Raw genomic sequence first — 25,292 nt, forward strand, 5'->3', positions numbered from 1 at the left:
TAAAACTTTGTGTGGTTACTTTACCACATCAAAACGCAAATATTTTTCAAAGTAATGCGTGGGCTCCGGCACACCAGAATTACCTAATGCTTGCATCATGATTTTAACGCGTACTTTTTGTCCGGCTTTTGAGCTATCAATTTTAAATTCACCTGAATAGGTTTTCTTATTTTCTTTTGGAATGGAATCGAAAATCCTGAAGATAGTATCGCTGTTGTTTACATCAAATTGCCCTAGATTGGTTGAATCAATGGAGAATAAACCTAAAGCATACACAATCGGGCGATCGGTAACAAATTTAATTTCGAGCGGCAAGCCTTCTTTTTGCTTAATTTTTGCCACCACAGAATCTGGCTGAACCACTGTAATCGGCTCATATATTTTAGTTGTTTCTTCTTCCTTTTCACAAGAATGAATCATAAACAAACCACTCATGGCAACCAGCAACGTAGCCAACGGCACTAATGCAAAAACGTTATTTCTGTTATTCATTTACTTTCTAAAAAATACATTTTTAAATAGGAACGTACGAAAGTAGAATTTTCGGTGTGAAAATTCACAATGCTCCATTAAAGATTTTTGCAATAGCTGTGGTTGCTTAAAATATTGTTGCTTTGCCTCACTTCAAATAACCTTAAGTAAGTTGAAACTACTATGGAGAAACTTTTAGATAAAATTCCGTTGGCAAACGCAGTTTTAAAAGGTGTTGGGCAAATTATGTTACAAGAAAACAGCTATACAGGACTACTGTTTTTGGCAGGTTTGTTTATAGGAGGTTGGCAGTATGGCGCAGCTGCATTGCTGGCTGCCCTAATTGGCGCTATTACCGCTAAATTGCTTCAATACAGCAACAGCGAAATAAATGCAGGTTTATATGGTTTTAGTCCCGCATTGGTAGGAGTAGCGCTAGTTTTTCTATTTGAAGCATCACCATTAGTTTGGTTAATTATAGTTGGAGGAAGCGCCTTTGCTGCGGTATTGCAGCACTTTTTTATTGTTCGCAAAATTCCTGTATATACATTCCCTTTTATTGCCATTACATGGTTATTGGTGTGGTTGTTGCACAATGCAGCATTTGCTCCGGCACAGAATTCTTTACCATCCGAAACACCTTTAGACAATACTTATTTACTAATGGTGTTGAATGGCTATGGCGAAGTTATTTTCCAAGTTGGGCTTATACCGAGTCTCTTGTTTTTTATAGCAGTGTTTATTGGCAATAAAATTGCAGCGCTCTATGGCTTGGCGGCATCGCTGCTGGGCGCTTTACTTTCCTTAGCTTGGGGACAAGATATTGAAACGGTTCAAGCAGGCTTATTTGGTTTTAATGCCGTATTAACCGCCTTAGTTTTTGCCGGGAACACCAAACAGCACGCCCTTTGGGTTGTAGTAGGCGTACTAATTACCATTGCGCTGAACAACCTTTTGGTTGATTGGAATGTTTTTGCCATAGTGGGGGGCGTGTTTACATTTCCATTTGTAGCAGGAACATGGATTACACTACTGCTTAAACCGCAAATAAGCAGTAGCAAGTAATTTGAATGATGCAATTGGTGCAAATAGTCTGTATAAATTTTATCATTGCAAAACATGAAACGTTTGAATCATATTCAAAGAGTAGTAGTAACCGGAGCGGCAGGTTTTATAGGGTTCCATGTAAGTAAGCAATTACTGCAAAGTAGCACTGTTGTGTTGGGTATAGACAATTTGAATACGTACTACGATGTTTCACTAAAAGAAAATCGTTTGAAATTATTGGAGGCGCTGCCGAGTTTTGAATTTCAAAAAGTTGAATTGAGCGATTTTGGCCGACTAAGCTCCTTGTTTGAAACCTTTAAGCCAGATGCTGTGGTACATTTGGCAGCACAGGCAGGTGTACGTTATTCATTGCAAAACCCGCTTACGTATGCAGATAGTAATCTTTCAGGTTTTGTAAATATGCTGGAATGTTGCCGCAACTACAATATCCAGCATTTGGTATTTGCTTCTTCCAGTTCTGTTTATGGAGCCAATTCAAAGGTTCCGTTTGCCGAAAGTGATGTTGCAGATAAGCCAATAAGTCTTTATGCAGCCACAAAGAGAGCTAATGAATTGATGGCATATACTTACAGCCATCTATTTAAAATTTCATGTACCGGATTGCGTTTTTTTAGCGTGTACGGACCCTGGGGGCGACCTGACATGGCGTACTTTAAATTTACACGCGCCATTTTAAATAATGAAGCCATAGATGTGTTTAATGATGGAAATTTAGAACGCGACTTTACTTATGTTTCTGACGTAGTAGCAGCAGTAGAAAAAACGCTGCATCTGTTGCCCGATCAAGAACAAGGCGTTCCTTACAAAATTTTCAATATTGGTAATCACCAACCTGTAAGCGTAAATTACTTTATTCAAACTTTGGAAACCATAATTGGCAAAAAAGCAATTATACGCCATTTGCCCATGCAGGAAGGCGATGTGCCTAAAACATTTGCAGATATAAGCGCCATAAAAGGTGCCATTGGTTTTACACCCGGCACCGATTTAAAGAAAGGCTTAACCGAATTTGTAAACTGGTATAAAACATACTATAAATGAAGCGGGCATTAGTGTTAGGAGCCGGAGGTTTTATTGGCAGCCATGTAGTAAAACAGTTAAAAAAAGAACAGTTTCATGTAATTGGAGCAGATATAAAATTGCCGGAGTTTTCACCCTCTGCTGCCGATGAGTTTTTGTTGGGCGATTTAAAAGATCCGCAGTTTGTGGCTCGCGTTTTTAATTCCACTTTCGATGAAGTATATCAATTTGCAGCCGACATGGGCGGTGCAGGATATATTTTTACGGGCGAAAATGATGCACAAGTAATGTATAATTCCGCACTCATCAATTTGAATGTGGTTCATGAGTTTTCAAAACAAAAAAACGGAACTATTTTCTTTGCATCCTCGGCATGTGTGTATCCGGAGCATAACCAACTTGATGCCGCCAATCCCAATTGCAGAGAAGATTCTGTGTATCCTGCAAACCCCGATAGCGATTATGGGTGGGAAAAACTCTTTAGCGAGCGACTCTTTCAAGCATTTCATCGCAACGAAAAAATGAAGGTGCGCATAGCACGCCTCCACAATGTTTTTGGCACCGAAGGGGCTTGGAAAGGCGGCCGCGAAAAAGCCCCTGCAGCACTTTGCCGCAAAGTGGCAATGGCAGCCAATGGCAGCAGTATCGAAATTTGGGGCAGCGGTAACCAAACCCGCAGTTTCCTTTATATTGAAGAGTGCTTAACCGGCATTAGAAAACTAATGGACTCCGATTGCAGGCAGGTGTTGAACATTGGCTCTAATCAGTTGATATCTATCAATGATTTGGCACACATGATTATTAAAATTTCGGGAAAAGAATTAAGCATAAAAAATATTGAAGGTCCCACCGGGGTAAATGGACGAAATTCCGATAATTCACTCATACAAAGAGAATTGAATTGGCAACCCACTTTGCCTTTACAATATGGTATAGAGCAACTTTATTGGTGGATAGAAAAACAAGTTGCTGAAACAAAATAGACCTTAAAAAAGGCAGTATATCAACCAGCTTTTTTTAGCAGCAATTTTTCAACCAAATAATAATAGGCAATACTGCACAATCCCATTGCAAAAAACACCGTAGCTATTGGGCGTGTGGAATCGTTGAAGTAAAATTCACCAATCATCCATGTAATATTTGCAGAAATCCAGCAGCAAATAGCAATATTGTGAAACAACTCTGCGCGGTACATCCGCCACTTCCATGTAATATACATAGCCACCAATAGTGTAGGCAAAATCAATGCCATGCCGCCCCATTTAAAATCGAGCACCCAACAAGTATCCTTTATGAGCCACAGAAGAATATGTTGGTTTTCTGTTTGCCTTATTTTACGAATAACATCTTGCTCCATTCCTAATTTCCGCGGAGAATTTTATCGTATTTAGATGCGTTTGATGGGTCAATTTTTCGCAAACTAACCACGGCTTTTGTTTTTTCGTTTTGTGGTGCTCCGGTAAAAATTCCGGTAAGTTCATCGCTCTTTGCTTGCATAAACATATTCAGCAAAACATTGTTGGGATTCTCGCGGGCAATTCTTTCCAAACCTTCTATGGCAGCAGTAATATTGGTTCTGGCAACTTCCGGCTTCTCATAAAATTGATCTATGCCAAGGAAGTGATACTTATACATTGTTTCTTTATACTCATCGTACTTTCCACTCATTAAGTTGTTTACAATCCAATAGCGGTTTCTTATACCGTCAAATGGACGCCAGCCTTTAGATTCCGGTGCATTGTTTGGTACGGTATTCATAATAGTTTCTGCAATAGTAAAATACTTGGTGCCACCACCTTTTGCAAAACTTTCGGCATCTAAACCAATTATTAAATAAGCGTAAAAAGAAAGCACAGCCGATAAATTACCATTGTAGTTGTTGGCATTAAATTCCAATGGCTGCCCGGGTGAATAATTAAAAATAAAATCCTTATCAATAAAATTCAGCATAGGTGTAATATAGCTGCTGTTGAGCACAGGGCGCGAACTGGCAACCGTAATAGTTGCTTTGTAGGCATCTTGCGAAGGGCTGCTTTCTATATGAATAAAAATACTGCATTCAATTCTTTCGTTGGCGGCATAAGTTTCTTGTGTCCACGAACGGGCATTCATATAGTCGAAAATCTGCTGTTGCATATTGATAAAAATGCTTTGATCAACAGTGGTAATCTGCTGCCCCAGCACCGAAACTTTACAGTTTAACTCTTGTGCCCGTATTGCCGAAAACAAAGTTATGCAGCAGAGAAAAGCAAGTATTTTTTTTGTCATTCTTTATTGTTTGTAAAAGCATTTAAGCGCCTCATTAACGATAATTTCGGCTAAAGATTGTTTGCTTTGCAAAGCAAAATTAGCAGTTAATCCGTTTTTAAAAAGTATTGAAATTTTATTGGTATCGTGTCCAAATCCGGCACCGGCATCGCGCATAGAATTCAATACCACAAAATCGGCATTTTTCTTCTCTAATTTTGCAAGTGCATTTTCAGTTTCATTATTGGTTTCAAGGGCAAATACAACATTTACTTGTTGTTCTCTTTTTTGCTTTCCCAATTCGTAAGCTATATCGGTTGTTTTCACCAACTCCAATTGCCACTCACTGCTGCTTTTCTTTATCTTTTTGTCTGCAACATGCTTGGGAGTATAATCGGCAACGGCAGCGGCAAAAATTGCTATGTCTACAAAAGGATAAACCGATAAACAAGCATTATACATATCCAATGCAGATTCCACATGCGTTACATTTACTTCCGCCTCAGGTAATAAATGTGTAGATCCCAACACCAAATTAACTTTACATGAATGCTTGGCAAAGGCATTGGCAATGGCAATCCCCATTTTACCCGTGCTGTGATTGCTGATGTAGCGCACTGGGTCTATGGCTTCGCGGGTGGGGCCGGCTGTAATTAAGATATTTAAAGGCTGCTTCATTCAATTTAAAGTTGCTAAAGTAGCTATTCCATTTACTTCTTCTATTCCATATTTCACATAAAGCGGCAGGTGTTTACAAAAAAAAGTTGTTGCTTTTTCAATAGCTAAAAATGTATCATTGTAATACAATTATTGGTTATGAAAAAATTGATGTGGAGCATCTTGTTTTTGCTGCTAGTATTGATAGGTATATTGCTATTTAATACGCTAATGCTGAAGAGTAAGCAAATAAAAGTGCCTGCATCAGAAGTGGTTTCGGTTCAAATTGACGATTCTGCAGCCATGCGCTTAGGCAAAAGCATTCAAATAAAAACAGTATCGTACGATGAACCCGAAAAAGTAGACGCAGCAGCATTCGACAGCTTGCATGAACTGCTTCGGGTTTCATTTCCGTTGGTGCATCAAAATTTGAGCAGAACAGTAGTAAACAAACACAGTTTGCTGTACACATGGAAAGGAAAAAACAATACTGCAAAACCCATAATTATGTATGCTCACATGGATGTGGTACCTGTAGAAGACATCAATTTGGCTGATTGGGAAGTGCCGCCATTTAGTGGCGAAATAAAGGATGGTTATGTATGGGGCAGAGGTGCATTAGACGATAAAGGCAGTGTGCTTGCAATTCTAGAAGCGGCAGAAAAATTACTTAAAGTGGGCTTTGTGCCGGAGCGCGATGTGTATTTTGCATTTGGGCACGATGAGGAAATTGGAGGCGAACAAGGTGCAAAGAAAATTGCCGAACTGCTGCTACAAAAGAAAGTACATGCTGAATTTTATGTAGATGAGGGCGGGCTTGTTTCGCACGGTATGGTGCCCGGTGTAAACGAAGATTTTGCACTTATTGGAACCGGAGAAAAAGGATTCCTTACTTTGGAACTTAGCGTAAAAATGGAAAGTGGACACAGCAGCCGTCCGCCCCGCCAAACTGCATTGGGTACGCTTATTACAGCTTTAGCAAAACTGGAGGAACATACTTTTGAACGTACGGTAAGCATTACAGTAAATAATTTTATTGACTTTGTGGGACCTGAACTAAAAATGCCTTTAAAAATGGTTTTCGCTAATAAGTGGATTTTTAAAGGACTTATCATGGATGAATATCAAAAAAGCATAGAAGGTAATGCCATGATTAGAACTACCGGAGTGCCCACAGTATTACATGCCGGAGTAAAAGAAAATATTGTACCGGGCGAAGCAAGTGCCAAAGTAAATTTTAGAGTACTGCAAGGTGAAACCAGCCAAGACGTAATTAAGAAAGTTAAGGCTATTATAGATAACGATACAGTAAAGATAAAACCATTCGGCATTACGTTTGAACCATCTAAAAATGCCAGTACCGATGCGCCCGGATTTTTGTTGCTGCAAAGAAGTATAGCCAAAGTTTTTCCAGATGCAAAAGTAGCTCCATTTCTTATGATTGGTAGTACAGACTCAAAGCATTTTGAGCAAGTTGCCGATAATTTATATCGCTTCCTTCCCGTACGGATGGGAAAAGAAGAAGTAGCGAAAATACACGGAGTAAATGAGCGAATTTCAGTAAAAGCCCATGCCGAGTGTATTGCCTTTTACGAAACATTCTTGCGAGATTTAAAATAAACAACTATGCTGTAATTAGCTGCACCAATGCTTTGTCGGTTGGCAGCGTAAGATGGCTTTCGTATGCAAGGGTATCTAGTGGAACCCATCTGAAGCATTCTGCATCTTGCCCTTCCTTTGCTTCAAAATTAAACTTTGTAGTACTTACTTTTATTTTTTGCCACTCTTCACAATTTACCCAAAAATAAACGGCAATAATTTGACTATCATTATCAAAAGCAGATGGTACAAAAAAATCGGTGGTGTAAATATGCGATTGCACTTCAACATGCACTCCGGCTTCTTCCATAAATTCACGCTGCAAACCTTCGCGCAAACCTTCGCCAAAATCTAAGCCGCCACCCGGGAATTTTGTTACGCGTAGTGTACCTTTTTTTACCAATTCATCGCTTACCAAAATTTCATTTAAACTGTTTTTTAGTATGCCATATACCCGAACATTAAATCGCGTTATTTCCATTCTATTTCAATAGTGTGCAAAAATTGCGAATTGCTATCAACACTATGTTACTTACGAAGTTTCTTTTTTGTGCTACTTCGTTTTTATGAGAATCCATTTAATTGCCATTGGCGGTGCCGTAATGCACAATATAGCCATAGTGCTTTCCAGACAAGGAAACCAAGTTACAGGCTCCGATGATGCCATAAACGATCCCGCTAAAACCAATTTAGAAAAGGAGGGGCTGCTGCCGCAGCGTATAGGTTTTTATGAAGATAATATTTCGCCCGATATAGAGGTGGTAATACTTGGAATGCACGCGCGGGCAAACAATCCGGAACTGTTGAAAGCACAGCAATTAGGCATAAAAATCGTGTCGTTTCCCGAATATGTTTTTGAAATTTCAAAGCATAAAAAGAGGGTGGTAATTGCCGGCAGCCACGGCAAAACCACCGTTACATCTATGATTATGCACGTATTGAAATTTGCAGGGCTTGAATTTGATTATATGGTTGGTGCCAGAGTGAAAGGATTTGACACCTCTGTGAAGCTGTCGGAAACTGCCCCCATAACTATTTTAGAGGGCGATGAGTATTTGGCTTCGCCTCTGCAACCCGAAAGTAAGTTTATGTTCTACCATCCACATATTGCACTCATTACTGGCATTGCGTGGGATCACATCAATGTATTTCCTGAGTACGATGGTTATGTACACCAATTTTTAAAATTCACCAATAGTATAGAGCCAAATGGCACTTTAGTTTGGTGCGAGGAAGATGAAGAACTTATGCGAATTTCTACAGATTTTAGAAGTGATTTAGCACAGTTTCCATACAGAACACCTTCGCACGAAATTGAACAAGGTACTACGCAACTTATTACACCACAAGGCGAGGTAGAACTACTTGTATTTGGAAAGCATAATTTAATGAACTTAGAAGGTGCTCGTTTGGTGTGTGCAGCATTGGGCGTAACTTCAGAAGTGTTTTACCAAGCCATAAAAAGCTTTGAAGGCGCTGCTAATAGGCTTCAACTTGTTTCCAGAAACAACCATAAAACAGTATATAAAGATTTTGCGCACTCGCCATCAAAAGTACGTGCCACAGTTGCAGCCGTAAAAGAGCAGTTTGCAGATAGCCAACTGGTGGCAGTGCTGGAGTTGCATACTTTCAGCAGTATAAACGAAACCTTTCTTCCCCAATACAAAGGTGCTTTAGACGCAGCCGATACGGCAATTGTATTTTTAGACGAGCATGCTTTTAAATTAAAGAATATGACACTGTTGGAAGGTGCAAAAGTGAAAGCCGGTTTTCAAAATTCAAGTATAGAAATACTGCATACTAAAGAAGCGCTGCTAGAACGTTTACAGGCGCAGCAGCAATCGCAGCACACTTGCTTTTTATTGATGAGTTCCGGTACCTTTGGAGGAATGGATTTAAACAGAATATAGAGGATGATTTCCTTCAATGCCATATTGGAAAAGTTTGCTGAAAAGGGAGAAAAAACAGGGTGGGTATATATAGAAATCTCCGCTAGCGATGCACAACTTTTAAAACCCGGCAATAAAAAAATATTCAGGGTTAAAGGAAATTTAGATGCAGTTGTTTTAGCAGCAGTTTCTGTATTTCCAATGGGAGACGGAAGTTTTATACTACCCGTAAACGCAACCATGCGAAAAGCACTTGGCAAGCGTGAAGGTGCTATGGTTTCCGTTGCATTAGAAGCCGACAATACTATACTTGAAATTGATGCAGACTTATTAGAGTGTTTAAGTTTTGATGAAAACGCATTACAGCATTTTTCTCAACTACCGCTATCGCATCAGCGATATTTTTCAAATTGGATTCAGTCAGCAAAAACAGATGCCACCAAAACAAAACGACTGTCGCAAGCGGTAGATGCTCTTTCGCGCAATATGAATTATGCCGAAATGATTCGTTCATTGAAAGCTAAATAGCATTGTGCAACTTTAGAATTTAAAGCTACCTTGCCATTTCAAAATTTAATTGTCTGAATATGGAACATTCTTGGGAAACACACCGTGTTTTAAATCAGTTTACAGAACTTGCCAACTATAATTTATTTACAACCGATAATGTCCTCAAAGATTATTTTCAACAAAAAAAAGCCGATTGGGCAACCCAGCAACTATCTGAGTTCGGAGCAGTGTTAGGCACTGCAGAAGTTTTTGCAAATGGACAACTGGCAAACGAATATACTCCGGTACTAAAGGCGTTCGATAACAGAGGCAATAGAATAGATGCCGTTGAGTTTCATCCTTCATGGCATGTTTTTTCTTCTTGGTGTAAATCGTATGGGTTAATATCAAGTCCGTTTGAAAGCAATATACCTTTGAGGTGGAGCTATACTGCAGCTAACTTTATACTTCAATCGCAAGTAGAAGCAGGCGCAATGTGTCCTGCCACCATGACGTTGGCTTGCATTCCGCTCATAGCACGCGAGCCGGAACTATGGCACTTGCTTAAAGATAAATTACTTTCAAGAGCATACGACCAACGCGATATTCCTATTGCCGAAAAAAAATCTGTTTGGATTGGAATGGGCATGACCGAAAAGCAAGGCGGTTCCGATGTGCGCACCAATACCACCATTGCCACACCCATTGCAGAACCTGGCAGGGGAAAAGCATACTTAATTCGTGGACACAAATGGTTTTTTTCTGCTCCTATGTGCGATGCACATTTGGTAGTTGCCCGCACTAGCAACACAGATGCCATTTGCTGTTTTTACGTGCCGCGTTGGAGGCCGGACGGCACTAAAAACCCCATAGAAATTCAGCGGTTAAAAAACAAATTGGGAAATAAATCTAATTCCAGCAGTGAAGTAGAGTTTAAAGATGCCTATGGTATTTTAATGGGCGAAGAGGGGAGAGGTATCCCCACTATTATAGAAATGGCAAACTATACGCGCTTGTGTTGTGTGTTAGGCAGCACCGGCATCATCCGCCAAGCTACTGTTCAATCCATTGCCTATGCAAGAAAACGAAAAGCATTTGGCAATGCGCTGTACAACCAGCCACTCATGAAAAATGTATTGGTAGATTTTGCATTGGAAAGTGAAGCCGCAGAAGTGCTTTCACTAAAACTTGCCGAAGCCTTTGAACAAGGCGATACCAGCCATTCTGCCAAAGCCTGGAAGCGCTTTGTAACACCCGCAGCAAAGTATTGGGTTTGCAAACGGGCAGAGAGTTTAGCAGCCGAGGCTATGGAAGTATTTGGCGGAAATGGTTATGTAGAAGATGGAATCATGGCTCGTTTATATAGAGAAGCTCCCGTAAACTCTATTTGGGAAGGCTCCGGAAACGTTATGTGTTTAGATGTGCTTAGAGCTATGCATAAAGAGCCGGAAATGGTAACAATTATACTGCAAGAACTTGCAGAAATGGCAGCAGGCGATGAGGTAATACTAAAAGCCATTGCAATCTTAAAAAAACTGATTGCCACTAATCCGCAAACTTTAGAAGCCACATCGAGGTTGCTAACCGAAAAGTTGATGTTGATAGTACAGGCTTGCTTATTGAAACAACATTCCCCCAATTTTGTAAGCCAAGCATTTATTGAGGTTAGATTGAACCAACCCACAGCTACAAATTACGGTGCGTTTATAGTTCACAATATAGATAGCAATGCTATACTTGAGCGCGCATTTCCTTTAAATATAAACTGATTTCTAATCAAAAAAAATAAAGCGAACCAATCATTAGTTCGCTTTAGTCCATAGAGCTCTTTTGCTGCTAATTGCAAAAGAAAGGAGGGAAGATGTGTGTTATCGAAGTAAGGTTACGCTGCCGCTTTTAGTAATAGTTTCAGTTTTTCCTGCAGCAGTATTGTTTCTTTCGTAACTGATAAAATAGGTGTAAGTTCCGGCTGGTTGGTTAATGCCACCAAAGTCGCCATCCCAGCCTTGAGTTATATCGCCATGAACCAATTGCCCCCAGCTATTGTAAATACTGTAAGTAGTAACTTTAATATTGTTGTTATTGAAGATAGGGAAGATGCGATCGTTTACTTGGTCGCCATTAGGTGTAAATGCATTAGGCATAACCATTTCTGTTGCAACTGCCACTACTATATTTGCTGTTTTAAAACAACCTTTATTGCTGCTGCTGTAAACTTTTACTTGGTATTCATTCGTAAAAGGAGTGGTGCTTACCGGAGCATTTTGGCTGCAAGTGCTGCAAGAAAAATCTAAATAATCCGGTTGCGAAACAGCGCTCCATTCCATTACTGCATCGCTCACATTATTGGCGGTAGCAGTAAGTTGGGTTGGCTGTCCGGCTTCTGCATAAAGAGTGTCGGCAGGTAATTCAATTACAATTTCTGCGGCACGTTCAACGGTTACTTGGTGGTTTACTACACAACCACTGTTATTTTTACTGGTGAAAATATAGTTACCCGCAGCCATTTCAGCAAAGAAGGTTTCGGTAGTAAAATTATGATTGCTATATGCAAATTGATAAGGACCGTTTTCGGTAGAAAGTATTATTGCAGTAACATTCCCATCTTTAGTTGCTTCATCAAAACAAGTAGTAGCTTTAGTTTCAAAACTTAATGAATCTTTTCTTGCGGCAGCAATAGTAAAATTGGTAGTGGCAGTACAGCTGTTGCTATCTTTAACAGTTGCAATGTAACTTCCTGCAGAAAGTTCCGTAAACTCACCTGTAACACGATTGATAGGAGATGAACTGTTTAACAACTCAACTGAATACTGCAAAGGCGAAACACCACCGGTGGCAACCAACAATGCAGCACCATCAGAAACACCAAAACAAACATTGGGAGTTGGAGTTGCAGTTACTTGAAGGCGAGCAGGTTGAGCAATTGAAAAATTTTCAACAGAAGTGCAACCTTTTCCATCGGTTACCGTAATACTATATGAACCTGCAGTTAAATTAGATGCAGAAGAAGATAAAGAAACGTTGTTTGACCAAATAAAAGAATAGTTTCCATCTCCACCGGAAACACTAATAGATGCAGTGCCATTATTACCACCAAAACATAATGGTTGCGTAAATTGAACAGAAGACTGAATAGAAGATACAGTTTGCAACACAACACTATACACAGTGGTACATCCATTGGCATCACTTACTTGCACGGTATATGTTCCTGCATTTAAATTACTACGATCTTTTGTTGCTACACCATCATTCCATAGGTATGTATAATTTGGTGTGCCTCCGTTTACATGAAGTGTAATAGCACCTTCATTGCCATTTCCGGTACAGTTCAATTCATTAACTACGGCATTCACAGCAATAGCAGTAGGAGCTGCAATGGTAAATGCTTTTACCGCTGTGCAGCCCGATACATTATCGGTTACAGTTACTGCATAGTTTCCTTCACTTAATTGTGTGCGATCTTTGGTGGTAGCACCATCTGCCCAAGTATATGTGGCGCTATTAGAGCCACTACTATTCAATACAACACTTCCGGTACCTCCATGGCAAAGTGGCGGCACAATAGTTTCACTAATAGAAACTGCATTGACACTGTTTCCAATAATAATGGCAGCAGTTGCAGAGCAACCTTTAGAGTCAGAAACCGTGATAGCATAATTTCCGGCTGCTATATTGGTTCTGTCTTCGCTTGTTGCCATATCGTTCCATGCAAATGAATATCCACCATTGCCTCCTGTAACTGCTATATCTATACTGCCTGCAAGGCTGCAAGAAACATCAGTATGTTGTTCATTTATTTGTAGAGGTTGCGGTTGTACTAATACGGCACTGGCTGTTGCAGAGCAACCATTGGCATCTAATACAGTTACGGTGTAATTCCCTGCTGTTAAGTTTTGTATGCCGGGTGATACTGCTTGGTTGCTCCAAGTATAACTATAGTTGCCGCTACCTCCGGTAGCAGTAGCAACTGCTGCACCGTTATTGCCACCATTACACACCACATTGGTTGCAGTGGCAGTAACAGTTAAGTCGGTTTGGTCTTCAATAATAAACGTAACAAATGCAGTGCAAAGATTAGCATCGGTAATGGTTACATCGTAGTTTCCGGCAGTAAGTGTATTGGAGCCTGCACCCGATACATTGGCTACATTCCAAGTATAGGTATAAGGTTGTTGTCCGCCAGTTACTGCAATATGGGCGCTTCCTAAATTGCTGCCACTGCAAGTAATATCTGTTTTAGTAAAAGTTGCATCAAGTGCTGCCAGCGGCTGCTGAATCACCACATTGGCAATAGCAGAGCATTGGCCGGCATCACGCACAGTTACAGTATAATTTCCGGCTGCTAAATTATTTTGCGTTGCACCTATGCCGCCATTAGACCAGCTAAAACTATAAGCACCATTACCTACAACAGATGCCGTAGCGCTGCCATTAGCAGCCCCAAAACAACTTACATCGGCATGAGCTACATTTACCTGCAACTGGCTATTACTACCAACTGTGAAGTTTGCAGTTTGTGTACAACCGGTGGCATCGGTAACTGTAACCGTGTAGTTGCCAGCAGCTACATTACTTCTGTTTTGTTGTATATTGTTGTCATTCCACACAAAAGAATAGGCAGGCTGCCCGTTAGAAACACTCAAATTTATTGAACCACCTGCACCGCCACAAGCTGCGGCATTGGTTGTGCCATTTACCAACATGTTTCGTTGTTCTAATGTAACTGATGCAGTAGAAACACAAGCTCCTGTTGTACCTGTTACTACATATGTTTGAGTACCCGAAGGTGTTGCTGTAGTTTGTGCAGTATTGGTAGTGCTAAGCCCGGCAGCAGGAGTCCAGCTATACGAAACTGTTCCTGTAGCAGTTAAAACGGTGCTTTCATTGGCACACAACTGCAATTTCCCTGCCGATATACTTACGTGTTGTGTATCATTTATGGTAATGGATGCTTGGGTATATGGCTGTTGCGTACAGGCATCTACCAAAGATATCACCATAGTTTCACTTCCTTCGGTAAGATTATCGGCAATGGGAACTATGTTTACTGATGCTGAAGTAGCACCAATAGGAACAATAATACTGTCTGGTATATGTTGGTAATCAACACCATTTATGGCAGTGCCGGAAATTTGATATTTAAACGCATTGTAACTATCATAAGGAGGATTGAAGTTGAATTGCACACGTGCATTGGCGCAACCTTCATAAGCAGCGCTATAGCCATTGTAAGCATAAGCTGTGCTTAATGTTGCTCTGTTTGAAGTAAAAGAACCGGCTTCAATAAATACTCCTGAATCATAAAACTCATCGTTTCCATCGGCAATTGATAACTTGAATGTATAAGTAGCACATGGAATTACATCAACAGTGGCAGTTAATACAACGGTGCCTCCATTGTAAACCACATACGCATTTCCCGCATTATTTCTATAATAAGCCGTATTGAAACCTTGGCATCCTGCAGTAGTAGAGTATGGTCCGGACACACCTGAGTTTACCGTATTTATACCTACAGGTTGATTGGTATTGGGTACAATGGCAACATTCTTATTTACGTAACTGCCACCACCCAATTGTGTAGGGCGTGGCCCATTTACAAAAAAGCCAAACACATCATTAAAGTTGGCACATACGAAATTGGGATACTCCTCCGACATAAACACATACCTGAAGGTTAGTTTATCACCAATAGGTACCACATCAAAGGTTAATGAAGATGCATTGTAAGTTGGATAGCCTGAAAGCGATTGTAAAAGTGTATCTCCAATGGCTCCATTATCGTAGCTGGCGCCAATTTTTGAAGAGCCTATATTGGCAGTTTTGGAAACGTCTGAAGTTCTTCCTGTAGTTAAAACTATACCGTTTGAAATACCTAAATTGGTATTGAAGTTGGCATTAAATGAACCTGCGGCATCGTTTGCAGCAGTTAATATGGCATTAGAAATGGCAACACCATTTCCTTCCAACGATTGCGCCAACGTTGCGGCATTGTTAGATGCTGTTACAGTAAGTTGCGCGTGCGCACCAATACATGCAAGAGCAAATACTCCGGTTAATAATGTTTTCATCTTGTTCAGTTTAAATTTCAGACTTGAGACCTCACTTTCCTTTCAAAACATTTTCAGACTCTTATTTTGAAAGTACGTAAAACCTCATTTCTTGTAAATATAAAACCACATTGAGCCGAGCGCAAGGGGTAAGATAGAATTTATTCTGCATTTAATGAAACATTGTTCATTTGGTTAAGTATCCACGCCTTTCTTCGGGCAACGTATGCAGAAGGGCGAACGGCACTCCATTTTCTTGGATTAGGCACAATGGCAGCAATGGCTGCTGCTTGGTTTCTGTTGAGCGCCTTGGCTGTAATGCCAAAATAATTTTGTGCTGCAGCATCTACACCGTAAATGCCATCTCCGGTTTCAATAACATTCAAATACACTTCTAAAATTCGCTCTTTGCTCCAAAAAACTTCTATTAAAAAGGTGAAGTAAACTTCTAAACCCTTTCTAAACCAACTTCTTGCTGGAAACAAAAACACATTCTTTGCCGTTTGCTGGCTGATGGTGCTGGCTCCACGTAGTTTTTTCTTCTTTTTCTTGGCCTGCTTTTCGTTGAATTTTGTTGCCTTTTCAATTGCTTTTAAATCAAATCCGGAGTGGTTGAAAAATTGTTGATCCTCCGAAGCTATTACTGCCAATTTCATAGGTGTAGAAATTTCGTTCCAAGAAACCCAGTTCTTATTTAATCGCATTTCTTTTCCATCTATCAATTGTTCCACACTGCGCTGCACCATTAAAATGGTAAATGGCACAGGTACAAAACGATACAGTAAGGTAAAACCGATTGACAGCCCCAAAAACCAAAGAATGGTTTTCAGTAAAAATAATCTTAAACGTTTAAAAAACTGCTTCACAAAGTTGCCTTGTAACATTGCAAACAACATAATTTAAATACTCTTTTCAAAACACTTTGTTGTTTCGATGTTTCCAATAACTTTACCATAAGTTTAAATGTGAAATACTACTTACTTATCCTCTCTTTTGGTTTTATCTTGGCAGTTAATGCTCAGCAGAACTTTTGGAGTAATGCAGGTGCATTGGTAAGTGTGCGCGAAAAAACATTTCTTTCTATTCAAGGCGATGCTTTTAATGCAGATTCCGGTTTTTACCATAATCGCGATACCATATTTGTTACGGGCGATTGGCAACATAATGCGCCTAATCGTTGTTTCGATTCTATTCAAACAGGTTGGGTTGTTTTACACGGTGGCAACCAACATATTTCAGGTAGTTCTGTTACGCACTTTCATCATTTGGTACTTACCAACCAAGGCGTAAAATTTGGCGATACAGATGTGGTTGTAAATGGCAATTTGTTCTTAACGGATAGAGAGTTCAATATGGATAAGAACACAGTGTTTGTAACCAATGCTTATACCACTGCTGTACAGCGCACTTCGGGCTTTGTGGCTTCGCTGCAAGATGGCGGACTTTCGCGCCACACACAAAGCGATTCTGTTTATTTATTTCCCGTAGGTTCAACACTTGGTGTAGCACGCTACCGCCCTGTGGAGTTAGCACCAACTTCAAGCAAATTCAACCGCTACAAAGTGCGATTTGCCAATGCCGATGCTTCGCTCGAAGGATTCGACAGGAATCAAAAATTTCATTTAGTGTGCGAAGTAAATCCCAATTGGTATCATAGAATTTGGCGAACATGGGGAAGCGACTCCGTTGCCATGAAAATATTTTACGATCCACTTTCAGATGGTGCATGGAATGATATGGCTCATTGGCAAATTATTCCCGAATGGCAAGCCATGCCTAAAACTTTACAAGTACAAGGAACACCTTTTGCGTATATGCAGCGCAATAATTGGTCTAATTTTTCTTACTCGCCTTATGCATTGGCAAATACTAGTGTTTCGTTTGCCGATGCCGGTGCCGACACCTCTGTTATTAACGGAAATTTTGTGCAACTGAATGCATCGGGTGGCACCGATTACAAATGGCGCGATGCTACCACTTTAACCGATAGCGCTATTGCAAATCCTTATGCTTTTCCGTTGGTACACACTACTTATTTTTTAACCGTAACCAACGATTTAGGTTGTGAGGATTACGATAGTGTACGAGTAAAAGTTTTACCACGTCCAAAAGAAGAAATAACAAAAGAAGTTGATACGCTCTTTTTTATTCCCAACACTATTACACCTAACAACGATGGCTACAACGATGTGTGGTATATTAAAGGATTAGAGCGCTTTCCGGAAAACAATGTCCGTATTATTAACCGATGGGGCGATGAAGTTTTTTTTGAAGAACCATACGGCAATGTTTGGCAAGGATATTGGAATGCACAACCGCTTCCGGGAGCCACTTACTACTATGTTTTAAAAGTAAAGATGCAAGATGAATGGAAAACTTTTAGCGGACCATTAACCATTGTGCGATGAAAAAAACAGTACTTGCATTGGTTTTAATCTGGATGACATGTTGGCTGAAGGCTCAACAAGTAGAGGAGTTTAATTTAGTACGCGAAAACGCTATTGCATTAAATCCGGCATTGGCAGGCACAGGTGGGTTCATAAATGTAACAGCAGCTTTTAAGCGCCAATTTACTTCAGTAAACAATTCTCCTTATACTACCTTTCTGAATTTTAATACCCAGTTGGCCGATAATCATTTCAGCATGGGAATTACAGGCATTTACGATGCCACCGGCCCAACCAGCAAAGGTGGAGCAAGTATTCAGTTGGCTTATCCCATAAACTTAAACAAGAAATATCGCGAAACCTATCTTGGTAAAAACTCCCACTTTTTAAGTTTAGGCGTGCAGGCAAGTATCTACCAATACAGAATTGATGGAAGCAAGCTAAAGGTAAACGATTTGGGCGATCCAGAACTTACATTCAACAATGCAACAAAGGTATTCCCTGATGCAGGATTTGGCATCTACTACCAGTATAAAAACTATTTTAATGTAGGCATAAGCGTACCCAATTTAATTGCATTGGATATTAACTATAAAAGTTCTTCTGCCGATATTAAAATTCGCAAAATTCCACACTTGTATTTTGTGGCTGCAGGTAGCTACGAAGTAGCCACCAATAAAATTTGGATAGAGCCGGTGCTAAGTATGCGCTGGGTGCACCACGCCCCATTTCAAGCCGTAGCTGGCGTTCGCTTATCGTTTATTAAATGGTTTTGGGTTGGCTTTAATTACCGTACCATGAATGCTTTAAATATGGAAGCAGGCGTTACTATTAAAGACCGCCTACGCATTGGTTATGTAATGGATTTTATATTAGAAGCATATCGCCCCGATATTGGCTTAACGCACGAAATTGGTGTGCAACTTTTCTTCAATAGAAAAGTAGTAAAGGGATATTTCCCAACTTTAAATTGATGAAAATAGTTTCGTTTTCTGTTTCTTCTAAGTGGTATAGCCAAGCATTGGCACTGCGGCACGAAGTACTGCGCCAGCCGCTCGGCTTAGAATTTACACCTGCTGAACTGGAAAAAGATAAAAGCGATATGCACTTTGCAATAGTTGAAAATAATGAAGTACTTGCCTGCCTTACACTTTCTGCATACAATTCTCAAAAAGTAAAAATGCGGCAAGTAGCTATAAAAGCCACTCGGCAGCGGCAAGGTTTAGGAAAAAAGCTGGCAACTTTTGCAGCCAATAAGGCACAAAAAAATGGCTATACAACTATATTTTGCCACGCCAGAAAAACAGCCGTTCCATTTTATATAAGCATGGGATACCAAATTGTAAGTAGTGAATTCTTGGAAGTTGGAATTCCTCATGTAGTAATGGAAACAAAACTGTAAGCCTTTAAAAAACGATTACTTTTTTAGCGAAAGTTTACATAAAATCTCTCCAACATTGCACTTTACTTTTCATGAAAAAAGTATTGCTGTTTCCTTTGTTATTACTTTTCCTAAGCTCCTGCAATCCTTATGGCTGGAAAGCAATCGTGTACAACGATCCGGGCTTAAAAGATTACAAATTTTTACCTTACAGAGAAGTAAAAGCAGGCACTCCGCAACCCATTTCACTACATGTGGAATACAATAAAACACAACTACCCGATACACTTCAAAAACACTTGAAGAAAACAAGAACCAAAGCACTACTTGTGCTGAAAAACGACAGTATTATTTACGAATGGTATGCAAAGAAATTTTCAGACAGCAGTTATTCCAACCCATTTTCGGCATCCAAAGCCATAGTAAGCATTCTTACCGGCATTGCATTGCGCGAAGGTAAAATTAAAAGCCTAAGTGAACCTATTTCTAACTATTACAAACCATGGCAGCAAGGCGAGCGCAGTAAAATCACTTTTGAGCATTTACTTACCATGACTTCGGGAGTAGATTACCATGAGCAATACCTCAACCCATTTGGCAGCCTTGCCAAGCTGTATTATGGCAACAATTTACCAGAACTTGTAAATCAAATAAATTATGAAAAAGAACCTGGTACAGAATGGCGCTATAAAAATTGCGATCCACAAATTCTTACGTTGGCATTGCAAAATGCAGTTGGTATGAATATGAGCGACTACGCCTCAGAAAAACTTTGGAAACCATTAGGAGCATCACATGCAGCCAGGTGGATGGTAGATAGCAAAGATAGCGCAACGGCAATAGAGAAATCTTATTGTTGCTTCAATACCAATGTGCACGACATGGCTCGCTTCGGCTTGCTATATGAAAACTTTGGCAATTGGCGCGGCAAGCAATTAGTAGATAGTAATTTTGTACTGCAAACTATTACTCCGGTAAATGCGCCTGATACCAAAGGAAAACACCGTGAAAATTATGGTTACTTATGGTGGTTACGCAATACCGACAATATGAATGAATTTTCAATGGAAGGAATGCGCGGGCAGTATGTGATTGTAATTCCACAGCATAAACTTGTAATTGTGCGCTTTGGAGCAAAAGAGTGGTACAAGCCCAATAAAAGATTTCAATTTCCCGAATTTAGGCGCCACTTGGTGCGGAGTTTAGTAGGTGTTTTTAAGTAATATGAATACTTTCAAGCCTATAGAAGATACATGGTTATTCAAACCTTAGTCAAATTTCTAATCGCAACTGTATTATTCTGTGAAGAAATGTTGGCGTTTAGTAGCAGAACTTACTGCAACTGCTTCATAATTATTATATTAGCGAAATGGCAATTTTTAAACGTAAAGAAAAGTTCGTTTTTAATACCACTACGCTTAGTTACGAAAAAGTAGTAGTAACTTGGGGAACCCGAATTTTTAGAGTGTTCGCCTTTATATGTGCATCTATTGTATTTTCATTAGGTATTTCTACGCTGGCATATACATTTATTGATTCTCCAAAAGAAAAAATACTAAAGAATGAACTCAGCACTATGAAAGACCGCTATGCCATTCTAAACAGCGAAGTGCAACGCATAAGTGAAGTATTGGAAGAACTACACTACCGCGATGGAAATGTTTACCGCGTTCTATTTGAAAGCGATCCCATTCCTAGCGAAGTTTGGCAAGTCGGCAGCGGAGGTGTAAACAAGTACCGCAACCTCGAAAAATACGACAACGGAGAACTAATAAAAAACCTATCAATAAAGGTAGATAAGCTGCGTAGGCAAATGGCAATACAAAGTAAAAGCTACGACCAAATTGCAGACCTTATACAAAACCGAGAAGACATGCTAAGTTCAATGCCTTCCATACAACCCGTTACCAATAAAGATTTAAAGCATTTGGCGTCCGGCTTTGGTATGCGTACCGATCCGGTATATAAAATTTCTAAGTTTCATGAAGGAATGGATTTTGCAGCGCCCACCGGCACCGAAGTGTATGTAACCGGAAACGGAGTGGTAGAAACGGTCGAATATTCCTACAGCGGCTATGGCAATCAAGTAGTAGTAAATCATGGCTATGGATATAAAACGCGCTACGCGCATCTTTCTAAATTTAAAGTAAAAGTGGGGCAAAAATTAAAGCGTGGCGATTTGGTTGGCCTGGTAGGCAGTACCGGAAAATCAACCGGGCCGCACCTGCATTACGAAGTAATAAAAGGAGGTAATGCCGTAAACCCTGTTTACTATTACTACAACGATTTAAAAGACGACATGTTTGTAAAAATGCTAGAGAAAAGCTCCAGCCAAGGGCAAGCGTTGGATTAAATATTGTTTTAATTGGAGTTCGTTTGTTGAATGCTATTTGACAGCAAAAATATCTTCATAACATTGCCGTAAATACGGCTCATGCAAAAACTTCAATCCGCAGATTATATTGTTTTTCTATTTTATTTTATTGTAGTAGCAGCCTATGGCTTATTCATTTACTACCGTAAAAAGAAAAACACCACCGATTCTAAAGACTATTTCTTAGCAGAAGGCTCACTTACATGGTGGGCAATTGGGGCTTCGCTTATTGCATCCAATATAAGTGCCGAGCAGTTTATTGGCATGAGCGGTGCCGGCTTTAAAATGGGGCTTGCCATCGCCAGTTACGAATGGATGGCTGCAGCCACACTAATTATTGTGGCTGTGTTTTTTATGCCTGTGTACTTAAAAAACAAAATCTACACCATGCCGCAGTTTTTAGAACAGCGTTACAGCACTTCTGTGGCAATGATAATGGCAGTATTTTGGTTGCTACTGTATGTACTGGTAAACTTAACTTCTATCTTGTATTTAGGAGCCTTGGCTGTAAGTAGTATTTCGGGTTTCAATTTTAATCTCTGCATGTATGCGCTTGCATTCTTTGCCATCCTTATTACCCTTGGAGGCATGAAAGTAATTGGCTACACAGATATCATTCAAGTGCTGTTCTTGGTACTTGGAGGTTTGGCTACTACTTATCTTGCATTGAATTTAGTAGCAGAAAAAACTGGTACATCAGGAGTATTGGGATGTTTTTCGTATATGCTGCGAGCCGCACCGCAACATTTTGAGATGCTGCTGCCGCGCTCTAATCCAAGTTATATTGATTTGCCCGGACTCACCGTATTGTTGGGCGGTATGTGGATTGCCAATTTGAACTATTGGGGCTGCAACCAATATATTACACAAAGAGCATTAGGTGCCGATTTACCTACAGCTCGCAATGGAATTTTATTTGCAGCCTTCCTAAAACTACTCATGCCAGTAATTGTAGTAATTCCGGGCATCGCAGCGTTTGTATTGTATGCACAAGATAGCAATTTTGCCACCGCCATGAACAGTGGGGGAGAGGTAAACCCCGATAGTGCTTATCCGTTACTACTCAACTTATTGCCCGTTGGATTAAAGGGCTTAGCTTTTGCTGCACTCACAGCAGCGGTAGTAGCTTCGCTAGCCGGAAAAACCAACAGTATTGCTACTATTTTCTCGTTAGATATTTTCAAAAAAAGAATAAACGTATCGGCATCAGAAAGCACCATAATTACCGTAGGTAAAATAACCGTTGTGGCGTCTATGCTTATTGCCGTATTGGTAGCTCCATTTTTAGGAATAGACAAAAAAGGAGGTTTTCAATATATTCAAGAATACACTGGCTTTGTAAGCCCTGGTGTGTTTGCCGTATTCTTGCTTGGTTTATTTTGGAAACGTGCCACAGCCAATGCTGCAATGTTTTCAATTGTAGGTGGATTTATTCTTTCCATTGTTTTTAAGTTTTTACCGCAATGGCTTAATCTTTCGTTTCTTGAACCAATCGGGTTTTCGGTGCAGACCGCCAGTGGCTTATACGAAATTCCATTTTTAGATCGAATGGCAATAGTGTTTGTTTGCTGCATACTTGGAATGGTTGCCATCAGTTTAGTTGAAAAACAATCCAGCCCTTCTTCAAAAATTGAAAGTGCTCAAGAAATGTACCGTGTACATCCTGCTTTTGCCGTTGGTTCTATTCTTATTGCTGGTGTATTGGCTGCGCTGTACTTGATATTTTAATTCAGCATTCGGTAAGGTTTTCCGGTGTTTAGCTGCCCGCTCTTGTAGGCGTTTCTATAAAATTGCTTTTCCGGTGGCGGACGCTTTTCTACTTTAATTACATTGCGCTGATTCTTATTTACAATTAAAGGTTTGCCGCTTAACTTCAACTCTTTTCCTTTTCGCTTTACGGTAAAGGTGGCGTTCTTCCCGGAGTTTAAAGCCGATACTTTTTCCATAAGATCTTCTACATTGTCTTTGTAAACCTTCTTATTGTTTATTTTTAAAAGTACATCGCCTTCTTCAAATCCCAGTTGGTCTATATTTATATTGGTGAGATACACATTCTTACTGCCTTTTTCGTAACGAAACGAAGCATTCACATACATTTTAGAAGTATCTTCCTTCACCGGCTCGTGTGCCCAACCAATAAGCGATAAGTACTTATTGTAATGAAAGCTATCTACACCGGAAATGTAATTCTTAAAGAAATCGTCTAGCTCTGTAAACGATGAAATTTTTACCAACTCTGCAATAAGCTCTTCATCTTTTACTACATAATTTTCGCCCATGCTTCTTTTAAATCGCAATAGCAATTCTTGAAGATTTAACTGTCCTTGACTTAGCTCTAATAAGCGCAAATCGAGCATCATGGCTGCTACACAACCTTTGTAATAAAAATTTCGATAATAGGTTTCGTTTCCATTCAAAATGCTTTCTGTACTTTTTTCGGTTAAAGAAAAAGGTTCAAAAAACTGCATCAAACTCATTTTATTTCTTACCTCTTGTATAAATTCTGCCCGCGTAATTAAGTCTTCGCGCCATTGCATGAGCAGCGAGAAATATTCTGTAACGCCTTCAAACAACCATAAATGTTCGGTAGGTAATTTTGCTTTTACATTCAGTTTGCTGGTAGCATCTGTTTTTAAGTTCAGTGGTTGAAACAAATGAAATAATTCGTGCGATGCCGTTTGCTGAATTTCCTTTTGAATTTTGTATAAATCTTGATGATTCTTAAAAACCATTACAGAAGATGCCGAGTGCTGCACAGCACCATAATCTTCTTCATTTACTTTAGTGCCAATATCACCGGAGTCCACCAAAAAAATAAAGAAATAATAGTCTTTCACATTAAGGCTTTTGCAAAATTTTGTAACGCCCTCGCATACTGGTTTCAGCGTTTTAAGCAATGCTTGTTCACTGAGCTTTCCGAAGGTGTTGGTAATGCAATGAAATTGAGTGCCGCCTGTTCTAAATGTAGTTTCATAATTAGATGTGAGCACCACAGGATTATCAATAAGTTGCAGGTAATTTTTTGCAAAAAAAACTTCTTTATCGGGCTGCGATTGTATTTTGCTTAAAGGAGAAAAGGCGGTATAAATGGCGCTTTTTTCAATAGTTATTTTTATAGGCAACCGTTCTCTTCCTTCAATAAAAGGGAGCATGGAACCAAAGTTCAATAAAATGTAATGCTCATTTTTGTATGCGGTACCTAACTGCGGAAAAAAGCCATGTTGTGTTACGGGTATTTTCCACGAAAAACTGAAACGGTAAGTAAGCGTATTTATGTCTTTGGGTGAAGCAATTTCAAACGTATTTATTCCTGTTTGTTTTGGCACAATTACTTCGGTATCTTTCTTTAAGGCAACAATGTTTTCTACTAAATTTCCCGGTGCCAACTCATTAAACGAGCCCGGTACATAGGTTGGAAAAACAATTCTCAACTTACCTTGCTTTAATTCAGGAAAGTGCATTACAACTTCGGGTGCCCCATCTTGTAACTTTTGCAATTTTATGCGCACTTCAACCGTGTCGGCAGCATTTGCCGATATGCACCAAAGAACCAGAAGAAAAGCAAAAAATAATTTGAACCGCATGAATTGCCTTAAACCAAAATAACTAAACGTATGTTGAAGCCGGTTCGTATTTAATGTACGAGTATTTACGAAG

Annotated in this window: 21 protein-coding genes; 13 read left to right on the forward strand and 8 right to left on the reverse strand. The window is 39.8% G+C overall.

Annotation, left to right across the window (positions count from 1 at the left end; all coding sequences use genetic code 11):
* Positions 1-15: 15 nt before the first annotated feature.
* Positions 16-492, reverse strand: coding sequence for a hypothetical protein (locus tag KF872_03635; protein ID MBX2902625.1), 477 nt, complete (start codon positions 490-492; stop codon positions 16-18).
* A gap of 162 nt (positions 493-654) precedes the next feature.
* Here KF872_03635 and KF872_03640 point away from each other — a divergent pair, with 162 nt between their 5' ends.
* From KF872_03640 to KF872_03650, 3 genes are read left to right on the forward strand one after another with little or no spacing between them, the layout of a single operon-like run.
* Positions 655-1,536 (forward strand): urea transporter, encoded by an 882-nt coding sequence (locus KF872_03640; protein MBX2902626.1) that lies wholly within the window; start codon positions 655-657, stop codon positions 1,534-1,536.
* Between the two features lie 54 nt (positions 1,537-1,590).
* Positions 1,591-2,580 (forward strand): NAD-dependent epimerase/dehydratase family protein, encoded by a 990-nt coding sequence (locus tag KF872_03645; protein ID MBX2902627.1) that lies wholly within the window; start codon positions 1,591-1,593, stop codon positions 2,578-2,580.
* Positions 2,577-3,542 carry an NAD-dependent epimerase/dehydratase family protein gene (locus KF872_03650; protein MBX2902628.1) on the forward strand — a complete coding sequence of 322 codons (966 nt, stop codon included), beginning with the start codon at positions 2,577-2,579 and terminating at the stop codon, positions 3,540-3,542. Before KF872_03645 ends, KF872_03650 begins: the two co-directional genes overlap by 4 nt.
* A gap of 20 nt (positions 3,543-3,562) precedes the next feature.
* Here KF872_03650 and KF872_03655 read toward each other — a convergent pair whose 3' ends face one another.
* The 3 genes from KF872_03655 to KF872_03665 are packed head-to-tail and all read right to left on the reverse strand — an operon-like array spanning position 3,563 to position 5,484.
* Entirely contained in the window at positions 3,563-3,916 is a 354-nt protein-coding gene (locus KF872_03655; GenBank protein ID MBX2902629.1) for a hypothetical protein, read from the reverse strand.
* A gap of 2 nt (positions 3,917-3,918) precedes the next feature.
* On the reverse strand, positions 3,919-4,827 hold the full coding sequence (locus KF872_03660) for a DUF4835 family protein (GenBank protein MBX2902630.1): 909 nt from the start codon (positions 4,825-4,827) through the stop codon (positions 3,919-3,921).
* Between the two features lie 3 nt (positions 4,828-4,830).
* Positions 4,831-5,484 carry a phosphopantothenoylcysteine decarboxylase gene (locus KF872_03665; GenBank protein ID MBX2902631.1) on the reverse strand — a complete coding sequence of 218 codons (654 nt, stop codon included), beginning with the start codon at positions 5,482-5,484 and terminating at the stop codon, positions 4,831-4,833.
* Between the two features lie 138 nt (positions 5,485-5,622).
* On the opposite strand from KF872_03665, the gene KF872_03670 reads away from it, so the two are divergent.
* Complete coding sequence (locus KF872_03670) at positions 5,623-7,083, forward strand: M20 family peptidase (protein ID MBX2902632.1); 1,461 nt, start codon at positions 5,623-5,625, stop codon at positions 7,081-7,083.
* Between the two features lie 4 nt (positions 7,084-7,087).
* Here the strand turns inward: KF872_03670 and KF872_03675 are convergent, their stop codons facing one another.
* On the reverse strand, positions 7,088-7,543 hold the full coding sequence (locus tag KF872_03675; GenBank protein MBX2902633.1) for an NUDIX domain-containing protein: 456 nt from the start codon (positions 7,541-7,543) through the stop codon (positions 7,088-7,090).
* Between the two features lie 85 nt (positions 7,544-7,628).
* Between KF872_03675 and KF872_03680 the strand changes: the two genes are divergently transcribed.
* The 3 genes from KF872_03680 to KF872_03690 are packed head-to-tail and all read left to right on the forward strand — an operon-like array spanning position 7,629 to position 11,209.
* Positions 7,629-8,972 carry a peptidoglycan synthetase gene (locus KF872_03680; protein ID MBX2902634.1) on the forward strand — a complete coding sequence of 448 codons (1,344 nt, stop codon included), beginning with the start codon at positions 7,629-7,631 and terminating at the stop codon, positions 8,970-8,972.
* A gap of 3 nt (positions 8,973-8,975) precedes the next feature.
* On the forward strand, positions 8,976-9,479 hold the full coding sequence (locus tag KF872_03685) for a DUF1905 domain-containing protein (GenBank protein MBX2902635.1): 504 nt from the start codon (positions 8,976-8,978) through the stop codon (positions 9,477-9,479).
* 59 nt (positions 9,480-9,538) lie between these two features.
* On the forward strand, positions 9,539-11,209 hold the full coding sequence (locus tag KF872_03690; GenBank protein MBX2902636.1) for an acyl-CoA dehydrogenase family protein: 1,671 nt from the start codon (positions 9,539-9,541) through the stop codon (positions 11,207-11,209).
* A 99-nt stretch (positions 11,210-11,308) separates the two neighbouring features.
* On the opposite strand, the gene KF872_03695 is transcribed toward KF872_03690, so the two are convergent.
* A complete protein-coding gene (locus KF872_03695; GenBank protein MBX2902637.1) occupies positions 11,309-15,514 on the reverse strand; it encodes a choice-of-anchor L domain-containing protein in 4,206 nt (1,401 codons plus the stop codon).
* Positions 15,515-15,654: 140 nt separating this feature from the next.
* The gene (gene mtgA, locus KF872_03700; GenBank protein MBX2902638.1) at positions 15,655-16,377 is read right to left on the reverse strand and encodes a monofunctional biosynthetic peptidoglycan transglycosylase; all 723 of its coding nucleotides are present in this window, start codon (positions 16,375-16,377) and stop codon (positions 15,655-15,657) included.
* Positions 16,378-16,458: 81 nt separating this feature from the next.
* Here mtgA and KF872_03705 point away from each other — a divergent pair, with 81 nt between their 5' ends.
* From KF872_03705 to KF872_03730, 6 genes are all read left to right on the forward strand, one after another.
* Positions 16,459-17,901, forward strand: coding sequence for a gliding motility-associated C-terminal domain-containing protein (locus KF872_03705; protein MBX2902639.1), 1,443 nt, complete (start codon positions 16,459-16,461; stop codon positions 17,899-17,901).
* Positions 17,898-18,854 (forward strand): PorP/SprF family type IX secretion system membrane protein, encoded by a 957-nt coding sequence (locus KF872_03710; GenBank protein MBX2902640.1) that lies wholly within the window; start codon positions 17,898-17,900, stop codon positions 18,852-18,854. The genes KF872_03705 and KF872_03710 overlap by 4 nt, the downstream gene beginning before the upstream one ends.
* On the forward strand, positions 18,854-19,282 hold the full coding sequence (locus KF872_03715) for a GNAT family N-acetyltransferase (protein MBX2902641.1): 429 nt from the start codon (positions 18,854-18,856) through the stop codon (positions 19,280-19,282). The genes KF872_03710 and KF872_03715 overlap by 1 nt, the downstream gene beginning before the upstream one ends.
* 71 nt (positions 19,283-19,353) lie before the next feature.
* Positions 19,354-20,484, forward strand: coding sequence for a serine hydrolase (locus KF872_03720; protein MBX2902642.1), 1,131 nt, complete (start codon positions 19,354-19,356; stop codon positions 20,482-20,484).
* 146 nt (positions 20,485-20,630) lie between these two features.
* Positions 20,631-21,614 (forward strand): M23 family metallopeptidase, encoded by a 984-nt coding sequence (locus tag KF872_03725; protein MBX2902643.1) that lies wholly within the window; start codon positions 20,631-20,633, stop codon positions 21,612-21,614.
* Positions 21,615-21,695: 81 nt separating this feature from the next.
* Positions 21,696-23,363, forward strand: coding sequence for a sodium/solute symporter (locus KF872_03730; GenBank protein ID MBX2902644.1), 1,668 nt, complete (start codon positions 21,696-21,698; stop codon positions 23,361-23,363).
* Here KF872_03730 and KF872_03735 read toward each other — a convergent pair.
* The gene (locus KF872_03735) at positions 23,360-25,219 is read right to left on the reverse strand and encodes a PDZ domain-containing protein (GenBank protein ID MBX2902645.1); all 1,860 of its coding nucleotides are present in this window, start codon (positions 25,217-25,219) and stop codon (positions 23,360-23,362) included. The two genes, KF872_03730 and KF872_03735, sit on opposite strands and share 4 nt — an antisense overlap.
* Positions 25,220-25,292 lie beyond the last annotated feature (73 nt).

The organism is Chitinophagales bacterium (assembly GCA_019638515.1).
GTDB lineage: Bacteria > Bacteroidota > Bacteroidia > Chitinophagales > LD1 > UBA7692.